The sequence below is a fragment of the Photobacterium lipolyticum genome (assembly GCF_003026475.1).
In the GTDB taxonomy this organism is placed as follows: domain Bacteria; phylum Pseudomonadota; class Gammaproteobacteria; order Enterobacterales; family Vibrionaceae; genus Photobacterium; species Photobacterium lipolyticum.
Map to the genome: position 1 here is coordinate 200139 of NZ_PYMC01000001.1, position 22601 is coordinate 222739.

The 22601-nt window shown below is 45.9% G+C and carries 16 protein-coding genes; 7 read left to right on the plus strand and 9 right to left on the minus strand.

The window, feature by feature from the left end:
* Positions 1 to 85: 85 nt before the first annotated feature.
* Positions 86 to 436, minus strand: coding sequence for a purine nucleoside phosphoramidase (gene hinT / locus C9I89_RS00835; RefSeq protein WP_107281833.1), 351 nt, complete (start codon positions 434 to 436; stop codon positions 86 to 88).
* A 367-nt stretch (positions 437 to 803) separates the two neighbouring features.
* Here hinT and C9I89_RS00840 point away from each other — a divergent pair, with 367 nt between their 5' ends.
* Positions 804 to 2807 carry a methyl-accepting chemotaxis protein gene (locus C9I89_RS00840; protein WP_107281448.1) on the plus strand — a complete coding sequence of 668 codons (2004 nt, stop codon included), beginning with the start codon at positions 804 to 806 and terminating at the stop codon, positions 2805 to 2807.
* A gap of 254 nt (positions 2808 to 3061) precedes the next feature.
* Complete coding sequence (pyrC, locus tag C9I89_RS00845; RefSeq protein ID WP_107281449.1) at positions 3062 to 4090, plus strand: dihydroorotase; 1029 nt, start codon at positions 3062 to 3064, stop codon at positions 4088 to 4090.
* 100 nt (positions 4091 to 4190) lie between these two features.
* On the opposite strand, the gene C9I89_RS00850 is transcribed toward pyrC, so the two are convergent.
* The 4 genes from C9I89_RS00850 to C9I89_RS00865 form a co-directional block, all read right to left on the minus strand.
* Positions 4191 to 7259: an efflux RND transporter permease subunit gene (locus C9I89_RS00850; RefSeq protein WP_107281450.1), complete on the minus strand. Its 3069-nt coding sequence runs from the start codon at positions 7257 to 7259 to the stop codon at positions 4191 to 4193.
* Positions 7259 to 8347 carry an efflux RND transporter periplasmic adaptor subunit gene (locus tag C9I89_RS00855; RefSeq protein ID WP_107281451.1) on the minus strand — a complete coding sequence of 363 codons (1089 nt, stop codon included), beginning with the start codon at positions 8345 to 8347 and terminating at the stop codon, positions 7259 to 7261. Before C9I89_RS00855 ends, C9I89_RS00850 begins: the two co-directional genes overlap by 1 nt.
* A 1-nt stretch (position 8348) precedes the next feature.
* The gene (locus C9I89_RS00860) at positions 8349 to 9383 is read right to left on the minus strand and encodes an efflux RND transporter periplasmic adaptor subunit (RefSeq protein ID WP_107281452.1); all 1035 of its coding nucleotides are present in this window, start codon (positions 9381 to 9383) and stop codon (positions 8349 to 8351) included.
* Positions 9384 to 9805: 422 nt separating this feature from the next.
* Positions 9806 to 11314, minus strand: a complete 1509-nt coding sequence (locus C9I89_RS00865) for a fumarate hydratase (protein ID WP_107281453.1) — start codon at positions 11312 to 11314, stop codon at positions 9806 to 9808.
* 308 nt (positions 11315 to 11622) lie between these two features.
* Here C9I89_RS00865 and pabB point away from each other — a divergent pair, with 308 nt between their 5' ends.
* The 4 genes from pabB (at position 11623) to C9I89_RS00885 (ending at position 16753) form a co-directional block, all read left to right on the plus strand.
* A complete protein-coding gene (gene pabB / locus C9I89_RS00870; protein WP_107281454.1) occupies positions 11623 to 13026 on the plus strand; it encodes an aminodeoxychorismate synthase component I in 1404 nt (467 codons plus the stop codon).
* Positions 13027 to 13107: 81 nt separating this feature from the next.
* Positions 13108 to 13707 (plus strand): CoA pyrophosphatase, encoded by a 600-nt coding sequence (locus C9I89_RS00875; RefSeq protein WP_107281455.1) that lies wholly within the window; start codon positions 13108 to 13110, stop codon positions 13705 to 13707.
* 189 nt (positions 13708 to 13896) lie between these two features.
* The gene (locus C9I89_RS00880) at positions 13897 to 15150 is read left to right on the plus strand and encodes an aromatic amino acid transport family protein (RefSeq protein WP_107281456.1); all 1254 of its coding nucleotides are present in this window, start codon (positions 13897 to 13899) and stop codon (positions 15148 to 15150) included.
* 241 nt (positions 15151 to 15391) lie between these two features.
* Positions 15392 to 16753 (plus strand): L-serine ammonia-lyase, encoded by a 1362-nt coding sequence (locus C9I89_RS00885; protein ID WP_107281457.1) that lies wholly within the window; start codon positions 15392 to 15394, stop codon positions 16751 to 16753.
* A gap of 124 nt (positions 16754 to 16877) precedes the next feature.
* Here the strand turns inward: C9I89_RS00885 and C9I89_RS00890 are convergent, their stop codons facing one another.
* The 4 genes from C9I89_RS00890 to C9I89_RS00905 all read right to left on the minus strand — a co-directional run bounded on the left by C9I89_RS00890 (position 16878) and on the right by C9I89_RS00905 (position 21591).
* Positions 16878 to 17840, minus strand: coding sequence for an ADP-ribosylglycohydrolase family protein (locus C9I89_RS00890; RefSeq protein ID WP_107281458.1), 963 nt, complete (start codon positions 17838 to 17840; stop codon positions 16878 to 16880).
* Positions 17841 to 18052: 212 nt separating this feature from the next.
* Positions 18053 to 18646 (minus strand): acetate uptake transporter, encoded by a 594-nt coding sequence (locus C9I89_RS00895; RefSeq protein ID WP_107281459.1) that lies wholly within the window; start codon positions 18644 to 18646, stop codon positions 18053 to 18055.
* A 266-nt stretch (positions 18647 to 18912) separates the two neighbouring features.
* The gene (locus C9I89_RS00900; protein ID WP_107281460.1) at positions 18913 to 20148 is read right to left on the minus strand and encodes a hypothetical protein; all 1236 of its coding nucleotides are present in this window, start codon (positions 20146 to 20148) and stop codon (positions 18913 to 18915) included.
* A gap of 264 nt (positions 20149 to 20412) precedes the next feature.
* A complete protein-coding gene (locus C9I89_RS00905) occupies positions 20413 to 21591 on the minus strand; it encodes an iron-containing alcohol dehydrogenase (protein ID WP_107281461.1) in 1179 nt (392 codons plus the stop codon).
* A 654-nt stretch (positions 21592 to 22245) separates the two neighbouring features.
* Between C9I89_RS00905 and C9I89_RS00910 the strand changes: the two genes are divergently transcribed.
* The gene (locus C9I89_RS00910) at positions 22246 to 22509 is read left to right on the plus strand and encodes a GrxA family glutaredoxin (RefSeq protein WP_107281462.1); all 264 of its coding nucleotides are present in this window, start codon (positions 22246 to 22248) and stop codon (positions 22507 to 22509) included.
* Positions 22510 to 22601 lie beyond the last annotated feature (92 nt).

Consider the following 22601-nt stretch of genomic DNA (forward strand, 5'->3'; position numbering starts at 1 on the left):
CTATGAAAAAGCCTGAGTAATTAAAAAATATCTCAATATACCCAGACTTTACTTAACAAGCACTTACTCAAAGATAAGAGACGGTTTAACCAACTAACATTGGACCCAATGGGCGACCACCCAGTAAATGCATATGAACATGGTACACTTCCTGGCCGCCATGTGGGTTACAGTTAACAATTAAACGATAACCGTTTTCAGCAACGCCTTCTTTTTCTGCCAGCTTACGCGCTACGGTAAACAGTCTCCCCATCATCACTTCGTCATCAGCTTCAATCTGATTCACCGTCGGGATCAGTTTGTTGGGGATAATTAAGATATGGCTTGGCGCACGCGGGTTAATATCGCGAAACGCAGTGACCAGATCATCTTGGTACAATACGTCTGCAGGAATTTCCTTACGAATAATTTTGCTGAAGATAGTTTCTTCTGCCATATCAAGCTCCATTTCAATTTTTACCTTTGATGTAAAGTATGCTTGAGTCCGTCTAAGAGAGCAATATTGAACATCGTTTTAAACGTTAATTCTAGTGAAATATTCATAAATTACGTTTTTTTTTGATGCCGCCGTCAAAGTATGTGCACTATGAATTCAATTATCATTAAGCATTGTAACGAGCTTTCGCTACAGGGTGTTGGAGTAGCAATTGAGTCAATAGTGTCAATTTTATGCAACTTTATTTACTGCTTGAAATTTAGACCTCACACTCTTTGCAAGGCTCCATTAACAACAGCAAAGCTTAGTACCATTATGATCGTGAGCATGTTGCTGCTGCACGCCTTTTGCTATTTTTAGGGACATTATGAATACAATGAGACAAGCCTCTGTCATACGCCGTATGTACGCCGGGTTTGCGGTGATGGTCGGGCTTATGGCTGCGGCAATCGTTCTGATGCTTGATGGAACAAGCCGCATTCACCAGCAATTAGAATCTGTAACAGCAGTTGCACTCCCATTAGTATCAACAACCAACCAGGCCAGTGTCAGACTTCTTGCTGCTGATAAAATATTTAAAGATTTTCTGACCAGTCAAGATCCTGTCCGAATGAAAGTCTACGAGGCCAATTTCACCCAAGCTCATGAAGCCTTTGCCGATGCGCGTGATCAATTGGTAAAAGCAGCCGAAAGTAATCCGGAACTCAGCGCACACCTTAGCAACCTGCTCGCTTTAGAAGAACGCTATTTCACCGAAGCGCGTACCGCAATGAACAACTACCGCGCCCAGTTGTTAGCGCAGGATGAACGACTGCAGTCGACACGTCGTTTTCAGCAACTTCACACCGAACTTAGCGTTCGCATGAAGGAGTACATTGACGATCAAGATAATATTTCTGTCAAAATGATGGCAAAAAGTTATTTTCTAAAGCTGAAGCAAACTGAAACCGCCACCTCTGACGCCCTTGCCACCGACGATATTGTCAAAATTACCGCCGCAGTTAAATCCAATAAAAAAAGTGTCAATCATCTTGGCCAAAGCTATCGCGGCCTGTCTGCCCACCTTCCGGCTTTGAAAACGATTTTTGATAAAACGGTCGAACAATATACCCAGGATATCGGTAAAAAAGGAGGCGTACTTGACCTTCACTTTGAATATATTGACGCCAGAAATCGACTTTACGACAATATTGCAACCCTAGCCGCAGAAATTAACCAGGCCATGGGACTGTTAGATAACTTCAGAGCCCAGGCAAACACTCAAATGGATACCGCAATTGAGACGGCCAACACAGCTTACGATCAGAGTTACACGAACGCTGTACTTATCGGGGTCTGCGTTACCCTGCTTGCAATTTTTATTGGCTGGTATCTCGCCGGTAGTGTTCGCAAGCCGCTTGAATCAACATTGAAAGCTCTGGAAGCCCTGACTGATGGCGACATGACCCAGCGGATCGACAATAACAATTTTATTGAATTCGATAAGTTAAGCCGTCATATCAATACCCTGGCTGATAATTTACAAGAAATTCTGGGGAAACTCAGCCAAGCTTCAGAAGATCTGACCGCAGTTGCGGCTGAAAACCAGACCACCACCACCCAGGCCAAACATCGCCTCAATGAACAACGCCAGCAAACCGCGTCTGTGGCCACGGCAATGACAGAAATGGAACAGTCGGTTACCGACGTCTCGCACAGCGCACAAAACACCATGGAAAGGGTCCATGAGGTAGAGAAGGCATCAGCAACAGGCCGTGATGTGATGAGCCGCAATATCAATACGACTCATCAGCTTTCTGAACGCTTAGACGAATCCGTTAACGTTGTTTCACAGCTTCAGGAAATGAGCAGCAACATTGGCTCTATACTGGATGTTATTCGCAACATTGCAGATCAAACTAACTTGCTGGCACTGAATGCGGCAATCGAAGCCGCACGAGCCGGTGATCAGGGCCGAGGATTCGCTGTCGTTGCCGATGAAGTACGGGTACTGGCTAAACGTACCACTGACTCAACCTCTGAAATCGAAAATATGATCCAGAGTCTGCAGTCCAGTTCAGGTCAGGCCGTATCGGTAATGCAAGGCTGTGTTACCGAAATGGAAAACAGTATTTCGCAAGCTTCTGATGCTAACAGCGCGATGGAAGAAATTCAGGCCATCATTATCGAAATCAGCCAGATGAGCGCTCAGATTGCACAAGCGGCAGAAGAGCAGCAAAGCACCACAGGCTCCATTGCGCGCAGTCTGGAAGATATCAGTCATATTGCTGATGCAAACTTCAGTTCAATGGAAGAAGTCGCCGAAGCCAGCACAAAACTGGATGAACTGGCTAACCAGCAAAATACATTGGTGCATCGCTTTAAGTTGTAGGGGGCAAGAGCCTAGAAAGAGCAAGTTCTAGGCCCTAAGTAAAGCAAAGGCGCACAGAGGTCCATCCCCTCACCCTATAAGCTTATAAAGCCAGCAATTATTGCTGGCTTTATTATTTCCCCTCTTCATTGCCCCCACCAGCAGCAAACGATTGCGCTATTAATCATCAATTAAATACATTGTTTGATAATTGACCTTTACTTACTATGTGGATGATTTTAGAATCGGGCGAATTTTTTGGGAGGGAAGCAATGATGACAACGATTACTATTACACGTCCTGATGACTGGCATGTACATTTACGTGATGGCGACGTACTAAAAGATACGGTTCGTGACATCAGCCGGTATATGGGACGAGCGATAATCATGCCGAATCTGGTTCCTCCGGTCACTGATACAGACGCTGCATTATCCTATCGCGAACGTATTATTGCCCAAGGCCCTCAAGGCAATTTCTCCCCTCTAATGGTTATCTACCTCACCGACAACACCACCGCTGAAGAAATTCACAAGGCAAAATCCTCCGGTCATATCTACGCTGCAAAACTTTACCCAGCAGGCGCAACGACTAACTCTGATTCTGGTGTCACGTCTGTCGAAAATATTCGCCCAGCACTGCAAGCCTTGCAAGAAACCGGTATGCCTCTACTTGTTCACGGTGAAGTGACGACTCACGATATCGATATCTTCGACCGTGAAACCGTATTCCTTGAAACGGTACTGGCGCCGATTGTTGAGCAGTACCCTGATTTAAAAGTGGTGCTTGAGCACATTACGACAGCTGATGCGGTAGAGTTTGTGACAAACGCCGGGCCTAATGTCGGCGCGACAATTACCGCGCATCATCTGATGTTTAACCGCAATCACATGCTAGTTGGCGGTATTCGTCCCCACTTCTACTGCCTTCCGATCCTAAAACGTAACGTTCACCAGCATGCATTAGTTGCAGCCGCCACCAGCGGCAACCCTAAATTCTTTTTAGGGACAGACTCGGCGCCCCATGCTCAGGGCCGCAAAGAATCAGCCTGTGGTTGTGCGGGTTCTTACACTGCCCATGCGGCCATAGAGCTGTACGCTGAAGTGTTTGATGACGCAGGAGCTTTAGATAAGCTTGAAGCTTTTGCAAGCTTCAATGGCCCTGATTTCTACGACCTGCCACGTAATACCGATAGCATTACGCTGACAAAAGAAAGCTGGACAGTTCCTGAGACTATGGCATTCGGTAACGATGAGGTGGTGCCTATTCGTGCCGGTGAAGCGATGGCGTGGAAAGTCATTTAAGCGATATTGATAGTCATACCAATCGGGATAAGACTAAACCGTAATTAAAAAGGGCTCCTTCGGGAGCCCTTTTGCTATTTTGATTTATCACCAAACCGCATTATTGTTCCTGAGGGATCTTCAAACTATGGAACATTCGATACAGTACTGGCACAACGATCAATGTCAGTACTGTCGCAAAGCCCAGCCCGAACATAATCGTTACCGCCATGGGTTTAAAGAACACATCAGGCAACAGCGGGATCATACCGAGTACTGTTGTGATTGCCGCCATGCATACCGGACGCACGCGGCTCACTGCCGCATCAACCACAGCCTGGTACTTCTCTTTACCACCGCTGATTTCAATCTCAATCTGATCAACCAATACGATACCGTTTTTGACCAGCATGCCAGACAGGCTCAAGAATCCGAGTAATGCCATAAAGCCGAACGGAGTATTCAGCACCAACAAACCGGTTGTGACGCCAATTATTGCCAGCGGTACTGTCGCCCACACAATCACCGCTTCTTTCACTTTGTTAAACAGGAAGATAGTGATCAAAAACATGAACAGGTAGCCCATCGGCATGGTCTGGAACAGTGACGCTTTCGCATCTGCCGATGATTCATATTCGCCTCCCCACTCCAGTGAATAACCGGGAGGGAAATCCAGTGCTTCTATTTTTGGCTGAATACGGGCCTGCAGGGTTGCCGCAGTTTCATCACCTAATGGATCAGGATCCGCCATGATTGTCAGCATACGCTTACGGTTCTTACGGACAACCAATGGATCTTCCCATCGAACATTTACGCCTAGTATAACCTGTTGCAGTGGTACATAGCCTTGAATTGCCGGGCTCCAAATCTTCATGCCTTCAATCGTGCTCACATCTACACGCTCCGCTTCCGGTAAACGTGCAACGATTGGCATCAAATTGGTGCCATCACGATAGATACCAACAGACAAGCCAGAGAATGCCATTTGCAGCAAATCATCAACATCAGCTTTGGTAATACCATAACGGCGAGCCTGACTTTCATTGAAGATTGGCTCAAGTACTTTCGTACGTTCCCGCCAATCATGACGAACGTTAAAACTACCCGGATCAGCACGCATAATATCCAGCGACTGCTGGGCGAGACCACGTAAAATCGTTGGATCGGGGCCTACTAGACGCGCTTCAATTTTAGAACCGGATGACGGACCTAATTCAATTCGCTTTAATTTATACTCAATGTCAGGGTGCTTAATATCAAGCTCGTTACTGACTTTTCGCATCATCGGCATCACGTCATCATAGCTGTTAACACGGATGATTAGCTCACCGTATGACGAGTAACTCTTCTCTGGCGCATACGTCAGCATGAAACGCTGCGAACCTTTACCCGCACTTGAAGATACGTGACTTACGCTGTCTTGCGTACTCACTAACTCTTCCAGTTGGCGTAATTTGTCATTGGTTGAACGAATGTCGGTCCCTTCCGGTAGCCACACATCGACCATGAACATCGGTGTAGTAGAGGATGGGAAGAAGGACTGTTTTAACTGAGTAAAACCATACAGACTGGCACCAAGCATCACAATCAATACGATCACGGTTGTCCATGCGTACTTCATGCACATTTCTAAAAATTTCTTGTACATCACGAAAAAGACACCTTTATAGGGGTCATTTTCTTCCTCTCCGGCATTGTTTTTAACACTTTTGAAGAACATGTCGGCAAAAAATGGGGTCAATGAAATCGCCGTGAACCAACTCAACATCAGTGAAATTAACAGTACGCTAAATAAAGTCGCACAATACTCACCCGTCGAATCCTGAGACAAACCGATCGGCGCAAAGGCAGTCACCGCAATCACGGTAGCCCCTAACAGTGGCCACTTCGTCTGGGTTACGATATCTGATGCCGCCTGCATCCGAGTTCGCCCTTTTTGCATCCCGATCAGCACGCCTTCGACAACCACAATGGCATTATCCACCAGCATCCCAAGTGCAATAACCAAAGCCCCGAGCGATATACGCTGCAAATCTATAGCCATCGTGCTCATGAACACGAATGTACCCAATACCGTTAACAGCAGGATCAATCCGATCAGGAGACCTGAACGCAATCCCATAAAAAACAACAGCACCACAATAACAATCGCTACCGCCTGTCCGAGACTGATAATAAAGCCCTGAACAGACTTATCCACTTCATCGGGTTGGCTATAGACGACATCAATATCGATACCAACAGGCTGTTGTTCTTTCAGTTCATCCAATCGGCGATAGACGGCTTTACCAATATCTACAACATTGACTCCCGACACAAACGAGATGCCGACATTCAGTGCCACTTTTCCATTGTAGCCAACAAGATTATCGGGTACTTCTTTAAAGCCGCGTTCGATCGTTGCGACATCACGTAAATAAATCAGACCTTCAGCACCATTGTCGGTGATGATCAAATCACCTAGCGCATCTACATCAGTAAATTCACCAGTCGGGTGAACACGGATATATTCCGTTCCAATTTTTACCGCACCTGCGCTAGAAACGAGATTCTGCGTCGCCAGAGTGTTATAGATCGTTTGCAATGAAACACCCAAACTACTCAAGCGCTGCACCGATATTTCAATAAAGACCTGCTCTTGCTGAGTGCCTGTTACCGCAACTTTACCGACTCCTTCAACCAGTTCTATCTCACGACGAAAGTAATCCACATAGTCGTTCAGTTCTTTATACGAATAGGCATCACCAGTAATAGCCAGCAAGATCCCGTACACATCACCAAAGTCATCGATAATCGATGGGTCAGCCACCCCAGGTGGCAACATCGGCCTCAGGTCGTTTACCTTTCGGCGAAGTTCATCCCAGATTTGTGGCAAATCATCGGGACCAAAATTGTTTTTCATGGTGACCGTGATTTGTGATAAACCGCGACTGGAAATGGAGTTTACTTCATCAACATAGGTAAGCTGCTTAATTGCCTTCTCGATCGGGTAGGTAACTTCCTCTTCCACCTGTAGCGGTGTTGCGCCGGGATAGGCTGTCACCACCATTGCATCTTTGATGGTAAAATTAGGATCTTCCAGCCTTCCCAAGCCAAAGAAGGCCATGGTACCGCCAACCAGAAAGATCAATGTGACCATCCAGCTGACAACTTTGTTCTTGATAAAATAGGCGGCGATATCTTGTTTCATTATTGTCCAGCCTCCATGTCAACGAGCTTCACTTGCTGTCCATCCCGCAAGCGATTTCCCCCGGCAATCACAATTTGCTCACCTTCTTCCAATCCGGATTGCAGACGAACACCTTCTGGAACAACTGTATTGGTAACAATACGGCGCTTACTCACCGTGTTATCTGCACCCACTACCCAGACAAATTTATTATCCAAATCCAAATCATCCCCATCTTCATTGAAGATAGCTTCCAGCGGAATAACGGCTTCACCGCGAGGGTAGATTTTCAGTTTTTCCGCATCGGCTCTGACTTCAACAGACATACCATCAAGAATAAAAAGGTCTTCAGGCATCGGCATGGTTAAGGTCACCATAAACGACCCTGATTCCGGATCCGGCTCGGTGGTGAACTCTTTAAGGTAAGCTTTATATTCCAAACCATTTGTCAGTATAATTCGGGCTCCTGGCCTTGAATCTTCAACGTCAACCGCTGACCGTTGTGAATAGATCATATCCGGAGCCTGAATATGAATATCGACCATATCTACACTATGAATATTCATAACTTGCTGTCCAACCTGCACATTTTCAAATTGCTCGGCAGGTACACGCGAAATCACGCCATCAAATGGTGCCTTCAGCTGGGTAAAGCTTAAGCTTAATTTCGCCAGGTTCAGTCTCGCTCGGGCAATACGACGCTGGGCTTTCAGTTCATCAAACTGTGACTGGGCTAAATAGCCTTTGTCGACCAATTTGGCGGAACGTCGGTACTGGCTATCCGCAACATTATACTTTGCCTGGGCATCGTCAACTTCTAACCGATAATCAGTCGGTTCAAGTTGCGCCAATAACTGACCTTTTTTGACTAAGTCGCCGGGACGTACCGCTATTTTTATGATTTCCCCCTGGATACGAAAAGACAGGCTTGATTTATCAGCTGCCGCAGCGACTCCAGAATACGCTAGCTGAGGCGATGCCGATGCTAAAACCACTGGCATCACCGTCACGGGTTGCACCACTTGCCTCTCTTCAATCAGTGGCTTTTCACACCCCTGCAGGGTCAAAACAGTGCCAACAGCGAAAACAATTAAGGATAGCTTTTTCATATTACAGTCCTCGCTCCTTAATCCAGGCCCTTACTTTCTGGCCTTCTTGTAATTCATTAACACCTGAGATAGCAATTTGGTCGCCATCCTTCAAGCCTTTAACCACGCGTCCTTTATCATCCAGTTCGACCCGGGTTTTGTGGACAATACCCGCCTCATCGACATACCAGACATAAATGCCATCATCTTCCTCTATGATGGCGCGCTTTGAAATGGCACCTGAGTTACCTTTAGGAATGGCAATTTTGACCTGACTCGCCATACCAGGAAGAATATTTCTACCTTCCGGGCGTTCCATAAATAAGGTCACTTTATAACTGGATGTTTTTGCATCAGCCTCGGTATCAATTTCTTTAAATTGAGCTGCAAAGCTTTTCCCAGGAATGGTATCGAACATGACAGTAGGCTGGCTATCATACTGCCCTTGAAAACGTGCCAATAAATGATCCGGAAGCTGGAAAGCGACATTAATAAGTCCAGCACTTTGAATATGCATCACTGGCTGTTTCGCCATCACATATTCATAATTTTCCACCAAAGACAGCGATAAAGTACCCTCATAAGGTGCAACCAATGTTGCATAGCTGAGATTGGCTTTTTGCTTATCCAACGCTGCTTGAGCCTGTTTCAATGACGCTTTAGAGGTATCATAATCGAGTTCAGATACCACGTTTGTTTTCCGCAATTCTTCATCACGTTTAAACTGAACATACGCCAGTTCATATTTCGCTTGTGCCTGCTCAACCAATAGAGAAAGCTCATCTGTATTCAGACTGGCTAGTTTTTGACCATGCTTAACCGTTGTTCCCGGATTAACATCAACGGAGGACAACTGGCCTGAGACCCTGAATGCCAACACCGCCTTATCGCCCGCTTCAACCGTTGCAGGAAATGTTCGAAAAGTTTGATTATTACCCACAGATACCGTTTGTAATTTTACCGGACGAGACTCCGGCTCGGGAACCTCCACCTGTTTTTCACCGCACCCTGTCAGCAATACACCTAACAGTAATGCGGCAGATACTATGCGCCCCATAGATTCTCCCCAATCCTTATGATTGTCAGACTATTCTTAATATTTTGATCTTCTTATCCGTAGCCAGATAGATTCTTATTCAGGCTACTCAATCGCGACAGAAACGCCTACAACACATCAAACCGCGCAAGCTATCAGTGTAGCCAATAATAGACAACAAAATACCAACAAGGTACTAAAAAACAAGAAAAACCATAGAAAAGGGTACATTGGCAACTCACCGGGCTGATTAAACCAATCGGGGAATAGCCTGATCATTACGTAGAGTGAAAGGGACGAAGACAAGGCGAGTCACAACGAACAAAGATCGGCTTTATGTACTTGGCTGATGAGGTGACTTTCAGATCAACGAAACTAGAAAAAAGGAGCCAACTGGCTCCTTCATACAAGATGTAATACCCACCGGTATAAACGCTTAATGCTTACGCATCCATTTCGGCGATTTTAACTTTCCAGGTATCCGGTCCCGTCTGGTGAGCATTGGTACCGTCGGAATCAACCGCTACCGTTACCGGCATATCTTCAACTTCAAATTCGTAGATTGCTTCCATACCCAGATCTTCAAACGCGACAACACGCGCTTTCTTGATCGCTTTTGCAACCAGGTAGGCTGCACCACCTACGGCCATCAGATATACTGCTTTGTGCTTTTTGATTGACTCAATGGCTGCCGGGCCACGTTCTGCTTTACCAATCATGCCAGTAAGACCCGCCTGGCCAAGCATCATATCGGTAAATTTATCCATACGGGTTGAGGTTGTCGGGCCTGCAGGGCCAACGACTTCATCCCCCACCGCATCAACCGGACCGACGTAGTAAATAAAGCGATTATTAAAGTCGACAGGAAAATCTTCTCCTCTCGCCAGCATATCCTGAATACGTTTATGCGCAGCATCACGACCGGTCAGGATTTTGCCCGACAGCAGAACGGTCTCGCCTGATTTCCATTCCTGAACGTCGGCTTTAGTGACTTCGTCAACATTTACACGACGGACGTTCTCGCCCACCTCCCAGGTCACCTCAGGCCAGTCTTCCAGCTTCGGTGGCGTTAATTCTGCCGGACCATTGCCGTCTAGCGTAAAGTGTACGTGACGAGTCGCCGCACAGTTCGGGATCATACAAACAGGTTTAGAAGCTGCATGAGTTGGCGCCGTTTTAATCTTCACATCAACCACGGTGGTTAAGCCACCCAAGCCCTGCGCGCCAATGCCCAACTTATTTACACGGTTATAAATATCTAACCGCAGTTCTTCTTCTGCATTTTGCGGACCACGCTCCTGAAGCTCATGGATATCGACCGATTCCATTAAAGATTCTTTCGCCAGTACTGCGGCTTTCTCTGCAGTACCGCCAATACCAATACCCAGCATACCCGGCGGACACCAGCCCGCGCCCATAAGAGGAACGGTTTTCTCAACCCATTCTGCTACATCGTCCGATGGATTCAGCATCACCATCTTAGTTTTATTTTCTGAACCACCGCCTTTAGCGGCAATTTGAATTTCAACTTTATTGCCTGGCACCATATCGATATGTACAACCGCGGGTGTGTTATCTTTGGTATTCTTACGGCTACCCGCAGGATCCGCGACGACAGAGGCTCGCAGCGGGTTATCCGGGTTGGTATATGCCTGACGGACACCTTCATCAATCATCTCTTGCACAGTCAGATCACTGTCCCACTGCACCTTCATACCAATCTTAACAAAACAGGTCACAATGCCGGTGTCCTGACAGAGAGGACGGTGACCTTCGGCAGACATCCGGGAGTTGATCAAGATCTGCGCAATCGCATCTTTCGCTGCTTGATTTTGTTCTTTGTTATAGGCTTTTTCCAAGGCCTGAACAAAATCCAGCGGGTGGTAATATGAGATGTACTGCAGCGCATCCGCTACGCTACTAATCACATCTTCTTTACGGATGACGGTCATAATTGCCCTCGTTGATTATTATCATTCCATGGCGCCCGGCTTTTTTACCACTACAGCACGCTTCCAATGTAGGGTGTGGTTTACATTATTCAAACCCTGCCAGTAGGGTTAGGCGAATACTGTGAATAATGCAACCACGCAGCCATGATCCTCGTGGCTGTTGTCCTTGGTGAGTCAGCTTCTACTGATGAAATAGAAAATAAACACAAAGGATCGTCCTTGGGCGTCGTATTAAATTCCGGGTTTATGATACTCTTGCGGACAATTTCGCGCTACGCGCCAATCGATCACCTGTCACAAAAAAGAAAATGATTTGTAAATCACATCCTCAACTGAGTATTGAACAACTCGATTACGCCCAAGAAGCGACACTTTCGTGGTTTGAACCTTTAGCGGGCCAGCCGTGGGCAATGATATTACGCTCGGCCGCTCAGGATCACCCAGATAATCGCTTTGATATTTTAGTTGCCGATCCTTTAGCCACTTTAGAGACTCGTGGTGAAACAACTCGTATTAAATTTTCAAATGGTGATGAACAAACCAGCAACGAAGATCCTTTCAAGTTAGTAGAATATATTCAGACTCAGCTTTTGCCACCACTTAACGCTAGGACAGATGTGCCTTTTATTGGCGGAGCGCTAGGATACTTCGGCTACGATTTAGGCCGCCGAGTCGAAAAGATAGCCAATATTGCCTGCCACGATATTACCGCTCCGGATATGGCTATCGGCATTTATGATTGGGCACTGATCGCCGATCATCAGGAACAAATGTTATTTCTGATCTCGCCACAAGATAGCGGCCGTTTGAAATGGCTGAGCGAGCAAAAAGACGCCTGGCTGCAGCTGCACAAAAATCGCGTTTCACAACAAAGCCAACCATTCACATTAACAAGTGACTGGTCTGCAAACATGACAACCACAGATTATTGCAACAAATTTGATCAGGTACAGGAGTATCTGCTGTCAGGTGACTGCTACCAGATTAATCTGGCACAACGCTTTGATGCATCCTATCAGGGAGACGAGTGGCAAGCGTATCTGCGTTTAGAGCAGATCAATGGTGCCCCTTTCTCTGGCTTCATTCGCACTGAGCACGGCACCGTACTGTCCGTATCGCCTGAACGCTTCTTGCAACATAAACAGGGCTATGTGGAGACAAAACCCATCAAGGGGACACGTCCGCGTTCTGAAGACGTCACGCAGGATCGAGCCTATGCCGAGGCATTACGCTACGCAGAGAAAGATCGCTCAGAAAATCTGATGATTGTTGATCTGCTGCGAAATGATATTGGTCGAGTGGCAAAACCTGGCAGCGTCAAAGTGCCAAAGCTATTTGAGATTGAAAGCTTCCCTGCCGTACACCACCTGGTTAGCACAGTTACGGGTCAACTCGATGAACAACATTCACCGACCGACTTATTACGGGCCTGTTTTCCTGGCGGCTCGATCACCGGCGCACCTAAGGTTCGTGCTATGTCGATCATTGAAGAGCTAGAACCTCACCGTCGAAGCGTGTATTGCGGCAGCATCGGCTATATCAGTCGTTGTGGTCGTATGGATACCAGTATCACCATTCGTACACTGATCACTCAGCAGAACCGGCTCTTTGCCTGGGCTGGTGGCGGAATTGTCGCAGACAGTGAAGCTGAAAGCGAATATCAGGAAACACTGGACAAACTCAGTAAAATTCTGCCAATCTTAAAGCAGTAACATCGTATGCCGACAGCTATGGGATGATCGACCATACTGTCGCAGCTAAACAGATCGAACCCACATAACCACGGATGGTCTATGAACAATCAGCAACAGATTTTAAGCCGATTTTTGCTAGCTCCCACGACCAATTATGACACCAGTCATAATGTGCGTGTGCGCCAGTATGTATCTAAAACAGATACATTTAAGCAAGCGGCAGTGCTGATCCCCTTAGTCCCGCGTAATGACAGTTTCAACATTTTACTGACACGCCGAGCTAAACACCTAAAACACCATCCGGGTCAGGTAGCATTCCCTGGTGGCCGCCATGAAGCCTATGATGTGGATTTAATCGCCACAGCCATCCGCGAAACCAAAGAAGAGACTGGAATTTTATGCAAGCGCAGTCATATTCTGGGTCAGCTTCCTTCTCTTCCCACTATCAGCGGATATATGGTTACGCCATTTCTCTCAACCATTGCTCCAGATTACACGCCACAGCTGGATCCTAATGAGGTCGATGAACTGTTCGAAGTACCGATTCACTACCTATTAAACCCAGTGAATATGCGCACTCAGCAGTTCCGGGTAGAAGGCAAAATCCACACGATTTATTCAATTCCATTCAGCAATTATTCAATTTGGGGGGCAACCGCCCAGATGATTAAATTGTTATCAAAACAGCTCTGGTATTAAAAAAAACCTTCTAACACGTCATTTCCCCTAACCTTGCCGCAACAAGTTATGTGACCCAGATCACCTTTAATTGTATTGCAATTTGCACCCCTTACATAACGAGATCTTGATCAAAGTTTTCCTGCCATAAATCCTCAAAATGCGCCCCGTTCCTGTTCCGTTCCGTAAAAAAACTTTGGACATATAATCATGCAAACTACAGTAAGCTCGGCATCAGCTGGTGCCACAAAAGCAAGATGGACATACAAAGATTTCACTTGGGCTCTTTCACTATTCGGTACCGCTGTTGGTGCTGGTGTACTTTTCCTTCCAATTAAAGCTGGTGCAGGTGGCTTCTGGCCGCTAGTTATTCTTGCTCTTATTGCTGCACCAATGACTTGGTTTGCACATAAAAGCCTTGCTCGCTTTGTGCTTTCAGCAAAAAATCCTGAAGCAGATATCACTGATACTGTAGAAGAACATTTTGGTAAATCTGGCGCTAAACTCATCACTTTTGCTTATTTCTTTGCCATTTACCCTATCGTTCTAATCTACGGTGTAGGTATTACAAACACTGTTGATTCTTTCCTGGTAAACCAGATGGGCATGGAATCAATTCCACGTTGGTTGCTATCAGGTGGCCTAATCTTGGCAATGACTGCTGGTGTTGTGTTCGGTAAAGAACTAATGCTTAAAGCCACTTCTGCGATGGTTTACCCACTAGTATTCATTCTGCTAGCGTTGTCAATTTACCTGATTCCTGGATGGAATAATTCAATGGTATCTGTAAGCCCGGATTGGAGCGCTATGCCTTCAGTTATCTGGTTAGCAATCCCTATCATTGTATTCTCTTTCAACCATAGCCCGGTTATCAGCCAGTTCTCTAAAGAACAACGCCGCGTTTACGGTGACAATGCAGTAGGTAAAACTGACATGATCACTGGTGGCGCTGCAATGATGCTAATGGGCTTCGTAATGTTCTTTGTGTTCTCAGTGGTTCTGTCTCTATCACCTGAACAACTAGCTACAGCGCAATCACAAAACATCAGTGTTCTGTCTTACCTGGCGAACATCCACGAATCTCCGTTAATTTCTTTACTGGGTCCTCTTGTTGCTTTTGCTGCAATCACTTCAAGCTACTTTGGTCACTTCCTAGGTGCACATGAAGGTCTTGTAGGGCTAGTGAAATCTGGCTCAAGCATGCCAGTTAACAAGATTGAGAAAATCTCTCTTGGCTTCATCGTTATCACAACCTGGATTGTTGCAATCGTAAACCCTAGCATCCTAGGCATGATTGAAACTATGGGTGCACCGATGATCGCTGGTATCCTTTTCTTAATGCCTGTAATCGCAATGTATAAAGTACCCGCTATGGCGAAGTACAAGACATCAGCACCTGTAAGTATTTTTACCGCTCTATGTGGTATTGCAGCTATTACTTCTGTAATCTACGGCGCGTTATAATGCAATCATCGCTATAACAGCGATAACCATCCTTTACGGCTTGTTCGTCCAAGAAAATGTGCTACAGCGCATAGCCTTCTGAGACAATTTGCGTAAAATAGATGATACTTAAGAGCAGGAAGCGTTTGCCACCTGCTCTTTTGTTTTTCTAGTGATCTCGCCAAGGAAGGGGCGAGAATAATAAAAACTATGACAGTCTTGGCCTGAGGCAAGAGCGCTTCCCCCGACTGAGGTAATACACATGATCAGTGTTTTTGATATCTACAAAATCGGTGTGGGTCCTTCCAGTTCACACACTGTTGGCCCAATGAAAGCAGGTAAAGAGTTTATTGATGACCTGCGCGCTATGGGCAAATTACGTGATATAACCAAAATTACCGTCGATGTTTATGGTTCACTTTCTCTTACCGGTAAAGGTCACCACACAGATATTGCTATCATTATGGGCCTTGCGGGCAACGGCCCTGAGCATGTCGATATCGATAGTATCCCCGGCTTCATTGCCCGCGTAGAAGAAACTGAACGCCTACCTGTTGGCATGCACTGCCACACAGTTGAATTCCCCCGTGACGGTGGTATGAACTTCCATACTACTAACCTTCCTCTTCACGAAAATGGTATGTCAATCCACGCATGGATTGGTGATGAAGAAGCGTATACTAAAACGTATTATTCCATCGGTGGTGGTTTCATCGTTGATGAAGAGAACTTTGGTAAAGAACAAGTATCAAACGTTACAGTGCCTTACATGTACACAAAGGCTGATGAGCTTTTGAGCCATTGTAAAGAGTACGGTCTATCTATCAGCGCTCTCGTTATGGCAAACGAACGAGCGATGAACGCAGAAGACGAAATTAATACTTACTTCTCGAAAATCTGGAAGACCATGCGTGAATGTATGGAACGCGGTATGAACGAAGAAGGTATTTTGCCTGGCCCTCTACGCGTACCTCGCCGTGCTGCCGCTCTTTACCAACAGTTAATGGCAACCGAAAAATTCAGCAATGACCCAATGACTGTTGTCGATTGGGTGAACATGTATGCATTTGCGGTAAACGAAGAAAACGCAGCGGGCGGTCGTGTTGTTACAGCACCAACCAATGGTGCATGTGGCATTATTCCAGCGGTTTTGGCTTACTACGATAAGTTCATTCAAAATGTTGGTCCTAAAGACTACACACGTTACTTCGCCGCTTCCGGCGCTATCGGTGGCCTTTATAAGCGTAATGCCTCTATTTCCGGTGCTGAAGTAGGCTGCCAGGGTGAGGTCGGTGTAGCATGTTCTATGGCGGCAGCTGGCCTTGCTGAACTGATGGGCGGAAGCCCTGAGCAAGTCTGTATGGCGGCTGAAATCGCTATGGAGCACAACCTTGGTCTGACTTGTGATCCGGTTGCTGGTCAGGTACAGGTGCCATGTATCGAGCGTAACGGTATTGCAGCAGTTAAAGCAATTAACGCATGCCGTATGGCGCTTCGCCGTTCATCAGAGCCGCGCGTTTCACTTGATAAAGTTATTGAGACAATGCTTGAAACTGGCAAAGACATGAATGCTAAATACCGTGAGACATCTCAGGGTGGTCTGGCAATCAAGGTTGTTTGTTAATCACAGAGACGAGATAAGAGAAGCGAGTCACTAGAAGCTCACTTTGCGAAACTCGATACTATCGTAAAAAGCTACCGTCTTATCGGTAGCTTTTTTTGTTTGGATTCTCTCTCGTTACTCACTTCTAGCCAATCGCTACTTTCAACAACACCTCAATATCTTCTGCGATCGCCTCACCACACTGCAACGTCGTGATCCATGAAATGGGAATGCCCTTATCATCACCAAAACCGTAGCAAGCTCCTGCTAATGCGCCGACGATAATACCGCGACCACAGGAATCACCCGACACCAGTATATTTTTGATAATTGCTTCGGTATAGCTTTCACTGTTTTTTAAAATCCAGGCAGCCATCGGTATACTGTCAGTCAAATGATTGGCTTGGTTGACGATCGATAGTACATGCTTGAGATCATTTACATCGCCACTGAGTACCCTCACCTGCTCAATTAAATCCTGGGTCTTCGGTTCCGATTTGATTTTTAAGACATTCAGTACCGGCTCCATACGGCGTGAACGTAATGCTTCATTCAAGGCGCTGGCAAATGCCTTGGCGCTGGAAATGGCAATATCATTTTGATGAGTAATACCAACAATGCGCTCAATTTCCTGCTCTAACTTTTCAGAAGAGTGCTTTAAAGCCACTAATGCAGGTACCGCACATAAAGCCGTATTCTGATCGTCATCACAACCCGAATCTTCCGGCCAGTCTTCGGGCGGAAGAGAAAACAAGCTCAGTAATAATGCTTGGGTCGGACTATCGATATAACCGACAAATTCGCCACCTGGACCAAAATAATCAAGAACTTGTTGCTGAATACTGTGGGTATCAACATCGGGATTTGCCAGCAGTCGAATGTATAGCGCTAACCACTCACCGTAGGCGGTAAGCTCACCGGCTGTGAGTTTGTCGTGTGCATAATAGCTATCAACACCTTCATAGTGCGAAGCATCCGGTTCTATGAATGGAAAGTGAGGTAAGTCAGTAAGAGTTTTGACACGTTCCGGGGAGTAAATCCAGTGTGTTCCCATACTCGCGGCATCGGCAACCAATGCCCCCATCAGTGCTGCGTAACGTTGCGCCATACAACCTCCAGTAATAAACCAAGCTTCTGATAACAATAATCATAGTTGGTAGAAGGTATATACCCAACTACTTTAATATGGAGTGTTCTGCGAGAATTCCGTGACTTTTCGACAAGGCAGTCATATGGGCGAATAGGGCTTTATTTAGAGTTTGGGTATACGCAGGTACAAAAAAACCCCGCCGCTGCGAGGTTTTTTAATGTTCGGTCAGATTAAGCAGCCGCTTTCAGGCTTGCTTTCTCTTTCTTCACTTCGCCTACAGGCAGAATTGTACGGCCGTATTCGTTGTTGAGTACCTGTGCCATTGCAAAGTAGATTGCGCTCGCACCACAGATAATACCTTCAAAACCAGCGATCGTACCGATTAGCTCGCTACCAGTGAAGTCACGAGCAGCCAGCAGGAAGAATAGTACCGTCAGAGAACCGAATACGAACTGCTTTGCACGTGGGTAGCATAGTGAACCAACGAACATGAATGCCGTGAATACACCCCACAGACCCAGATACCAACCCATGAAGTTTGCTGGGCTTGCTGCTGCCAAGCCCATTTTAGGCATAACAATCAGACCAACCAGAGTCAGCCAGAACAGACCGTATGACGTAAATGCAGTGGTACCAAATGTGTCGCCACGCTTGAAGCACATCATGCCCACTAGCACTTGACCAAGACCACCGTAAAAAATACCCATTGCAAGGATCATAGAATCAATCGGGAAAAAACCCGCATTGTGGATATTCAAAAGGATAGTGGTCATACCAAAACCCATTAGGCCAAGCGGCGCCGGGTTAGCTAGTTTCGTGGACATTTAGTTCCCCTACAGGAGTAATTCAACAAAAATGATAAAATTTCAAAAATGGATGCATCTTAAATGCGCGGCGAATTCTAATGGATGATGAGAGGCAGATCAATCCAAATCAGGACTAAAATTCAGCCTTAGGGAAAAAAAAACATGATTATATTTGATATATATACAGTTTTTTTGAACCATGAGTGTAGATAACGGACAAGACGCTCTATCCTTATCCCATTAAGAAAAAAGCAGCCAATGGCTGCTCTTATAGGATCGACAAGTTATTCAGATAAAAGTGTCCCTTCAACCGATGGTTCAGCCAGATCTGTTGCGACGACAACTGGCATACTCTGCTCTGTCGGGTCCGTTTGTTCGACATCTTTAAGCTGATACGGCGCAGAATAAGAATCGGGTTGTGACACAATTTTTGCGCGCAACTGCTGTATAACCTGCTTCTGGTTTTCCACCAATAAGGTTAAAGCCTGAATTTGCTGATCTTTGGCCGGATCTTGCTGAGCCGTAATACTCTTAACTGCACGCTGCTGACGTGCCGTTGCTACACCATCCGTAATTAATTGAGCCTGGGTACGCATCGGCTTGTTTCGCAAATCCTCATCATTGAGGGCGCGTGAAATACGCAGTAATTTAGCTTCAATATCTAGAATGAAATTCTCATATTCATCTTTACTGCGGTCACGCAGGCTTTGTACTTCCAGCGCGATATGTGCAGCATGGTCGAGCTCAAACTGGATCTCCGTGACGGCTTTGTTAATTGTCGTAAAGTCTCTCGGTGACAGATCAATAACGGTATTGCCAGCACCAATTTCCGACTCTACACGGGCGTAGCTTAGGGGGGCGTAATATTTCACGTCTTTTTGACGCAGACTACGCAACTCGCTCTCTAGCGGTGCGATATATATCTTTTTCACCGTCTTCACTTCTAAGCTATGGCTGCGTTCGAGAAATTCATCCTGCTCTTCACGGGCATCACTGATAACTTCTTGCTCAACTAAACGGAATAACTTGGCATATAAACGATTCAATCGAGTATATTCACTTCGATAGTATTGCTGGGCACCTAAGGAATTAAGGTAGCGCATTTGCTCAATCGCAGGTTCGAGCACGTTATCTGCCTGTACTTTCAAACGCTCCAGATCCGTTAAGATTAACTGGGCTTGATGTATCTCATCGAAGAACCGTTCAAGGTACGTTGTTGATGAAAAAATAGAGTAGTTTTCAAATGCGACATCAGGCTCATCGGAAAATTCCAGATAAATCAGATCTGCTTTTTTCCATCCTGACTGAAGCGCATTAAATTTATTCGGTGAATAGAGTGCCAGATGGTCTATATTCATCATCTTCTGTTGCCAGTTCTTATGCATTTCTAGTGCATTTTGGTAGGCATTTTCAGTGTTGATTTCAGACGTAGCCGCCAGACCGTCTTCCGGTGTGCTTTGACAGCCACTCAGTAAAGTAGCAAAAAACAGTGCAAGTGCCACTTTCCTTATATTGTTCATATTCTCTTCCGCTTTTATTCTTCTTATTGCAATTTCATTCGCAACCAATTAAAAAATAACAAAAAATCGAATTAATTATTAAAGCGACATCAATTGAATGTGCTACTGCACGAGACTTTAAGCTGGTTAATCAAGTGTATCTGAGTCTCAACGGGTACTAAAGTCCTTATTATTAAGGAGGTCCGTCATAACGGTCACGTTTCTGTATTCAGGGTTATCTTGTATAACGTCAATGTAGCACAACTCCCGCATTACGAGAATCACCTAAATCTGGCTCGATATATTAATTTTGCATTCCTGACAGACTTGCTCAAGGATCCCCTGCAAACGTTGCTTGTTAAGCGGCAACGGATTTCCCTTTATCGCATTTGAGCGCAAGGCATCTTCGGCGACGTCATCAAACATGGTGTCACACAACCCAAATTGCGAAACTGGCGGTAAGTTTAACCGCTTTAACGTCCGTTTCGTCCATAGAATGCCATCAATAACTTCTGCGTTGATCCGTCCGGTCAAAATACAGGCCAATTGGCGATAACGATTGAGTACATCGGCACGGCCAGCTTCCCTTGCCGCTAAGACATTTTCCTGCATCACAAAAGGGGCCAACTGGGCGGTGATAAGCCCATGAGGTGAATGTATCCGCCCGCCGAGCGCCGAAGCCAGACCGTGTGCGGCCCCTAATTTGGCATTGGCCAATGCCATTCCCCCTAGCATCGCAGCAAATGACATATCAGATCGCGCCCTCGGATCATCATCTTCACAAGCAGGAATGATTGCTCCGGCTAAGCGCCTCAAGCCTTCTTCGCACACCATGTCAGTCAGAGGGTTGGGTGCACCACAGACATACGCTTCCATTAAATGGGTAAATGCATCCATGCCACAGCACCCCGACAAAACAGGGTCCATACCATAGGTTAAGGTTGGATCGATAATGGCCAGATCCGGAAGCATATCAGGGCTGCTAAGGCTCACTTTGACACTTTCCTGAGCAGAACGAAGCACGGCATTCTTGCTGACTTCCGAACCGGTACCTGCCGTGGTTGGAATCGCAATAAAGGGTAATGGTTTCGCCTGCAGCGGCACATTACGTCCCACGACGTCGACATAATCATAAACGCTTCCCTGATTGGGAATAAGTGCCGCCAACGCCTTCCCGGCATCAAGAACACTTCCGCCGCCAAGCGCTATCACCATATCCGGGCGGAATCTTCTCCCCATTGCAGCCATTTCTTCAATCATGGCAATCAGAGGCTCACCGAGCACAGCAACCTGCTGATAGCGCATGTTCTGTTGTTTTAGGTAACCGACAACTGGTTCAGACCGCAGGCTATCTTTCCCCGTGACTAACAAGACGCTATAGCCAAATTGGTTAAAAGTTGAAAATGAGTGACTCAGCGCCCCTTCGCCAAAAACGATCCTTGAAGACGTCATAAACTGAAACATAGGTCCTCCGCTACACAAATAGCATCATCTGATTTGAGAAGGGACTAACTAGCAGTCAATGCGAAGCTGACACTAGCTCGATGGGTTTTCTGCCCTTATTTCAATCATAATCCTCTTCTAATACCAGGGTCTGTTTATCTTTCGACATAATTGCTGCAATGGTGAAAGATAAACAGACCCTCGTGAGTGTGCACCGATAACTATTCCTAGTTTTGATTCTGGACAACATTCCCGTCATATTGAAAAGATCTCACACCATAACAAGTGCTCTATCACATTCGGCAATGATGCGTCAGGTTTGGTTGACACCAACAAGGATGTAAAGCAATACAGGCCTCTCATTTCCATAAAGAAATCATCTTTCTGTTACAGCAAAGGTATATACCCAAGTAACCTCAAGATGCTCGTTTCAGCGAGAATTTCCAGGTGCTAAGGTCAGGCGGTGATTTGCAGACATAGTCGCCCTACATCAAAAATCAGCAACACAACATTAGTGCCTGGAAAACTCGCCCTTCGGGAGTGATGCATATTGAGGTAACTTGGGTATAGTTTTACTATCAATCGGTTTTATCTATCAGAGCGAGAGATAAAACCCTCTTTCTCATCAGTCAGAGTCACGATATAGTAAACACAATAAAGTTGAGGAGAGAAATTATGTTCGTTGTTATTTTTGGACGCCCCGGTTGCCCGTTCTGTGTTCGCGCTAAAGAGCTCGCTGAAAAGCTAAAAGAAGATCGTGATGATTTTAATTTCCGCTACGTTGACATTCATGCGGAGGGCATCAGTAAAGCGGACCTGGAAAAAACCGTCGGTAAGCCCGTTGAAACCGTACCTCAAATCTTTGTCGATCAAGAACACATTGGCGGCTGTACTGAATTTGAAGCCTACGCGAAAGAAAACCTGGAACTATTCCAATAACCCCTCCAATAAAGGGCTGAAATTTCAGCCTTTTTTATATTTACTGTACTTCTTGTAAATCTGATACCAAACGTAATAAACCCACTGATTTA

Excerpts from the sequence above, each read along its gene's own strand:
- hinT (WP_107281833.1), bottom strand. The coding sequence starts at position 436 with ATGGCAGAAGAAACTATCTTCAGCAAAATTATTCGTAAGGAAATTCCT.
- C9I89_RS00840 (WP_107281448.1), top strand. The coding sequence starts at position 804 with ATGAATACAATGAGACAAGCCTCTGTCATACGCCGTATGTACGCCGGG.
- pyrC (WP_107281449.1), top strand. The coding sequence starts at position 3,062 with ATGACAACGATTACTATTACACGTCCTGATGACTGGCATGTACATTTA.
- C9I89_RS00850 (WP_107281450.1), bottom strand. The coding sequence starts at position 7,259 with ATGAAACAAGATATCGCCGCCTATTTTATCAAGAACAAAGTTGTCAGC.
- C9I89_RS00855 (WP_107281451.1), bottom strand. The coding sequence starts at position 8,347 with ATGAAAAAGCTATCCTTAATTGTTTTCGCTGTTGGCACTGTTTTGACC.
- C9I89_RS00860 (WP_107281452.1), bottom strand. The coding sequence starts at position 9,383 with ATGGGGCGCATAGTATCTGCCGCATTACTGTTAGGTGTATTGCTGACA.
- C9I89_RS00865 (WP_107281453.1), bottom strand. The coding sequence starts at position 11,314 with ATGACCGTCATCCGTAAAGAAGATGTGATTAGTAGCGTAGCGGATGCG.
- pabB (WP_107281454.1), top strand. The coding sequence starts at position 11,623 with ATGATTTGTAAATCACATCCTCAACTGAGTATTGAACAACTCGATTAC.
- C9I89_RS00875 (WP_107281455.1), top strand. The coding sequence starts at position 13,108 with ATGAACAATCAGCAACAGATTTTAAGCCGATTTTTGCTAGCTCCCACG.
- C9I89_RS00880 (WP_107281456.1), top strand. The coding sequence starts at position 13,897 with ATGCAAACTACAGTAAGCTCGGCATCAGCTGGTGCCACAAAAGCAAGA.
- C9I89_RS00885 (WP_107281457.1), top strand. The coding sequence starts at position 15,392 with ATGATCAGTGTTTTTGATATCTACAAAATCGGTGTGGGTCCTTCCAGT.
- C9I89_RS00890 (WP_107281458.1), bottom strand. The coding sequence starts at position 17,840 with ATGGCGCAACGTTACGCAGCACTGATGGGGGCATTGGTTGCCGATGCC.
- C9I89_RS00895 (WP_107281459.1), bottom strand. The coding sequence starts at position 18,646 with ATGTCCACGAAACTAGCTAACCCGGCGCCGCTTGGCCTAATGGGTTTT.
- C9I89_RS00900 (WP_107281460.1), bottom strand. The coding sequence starts at position 20,148 with ATGAACAATATAAGGAAAGTGGCACTTGCACTGTTTTTTGCTACTTTA.
- C9I89_RS00905 (WP_107281461.1), bottom strand. The coding sequence starts at position 21,591 with ATGTTTCAGTTTATGACGTCTTCAAGGATCGTTTTTGGCGAAGGGGCG.
- C9I89_RS00910 (WP_107281462.1), top strand. The coding sequence starts at position 22,246 with ATGTTCGTTGTTATTTTTGGACGCCCCGGTTGCCCGTTCTGTGTTCGC.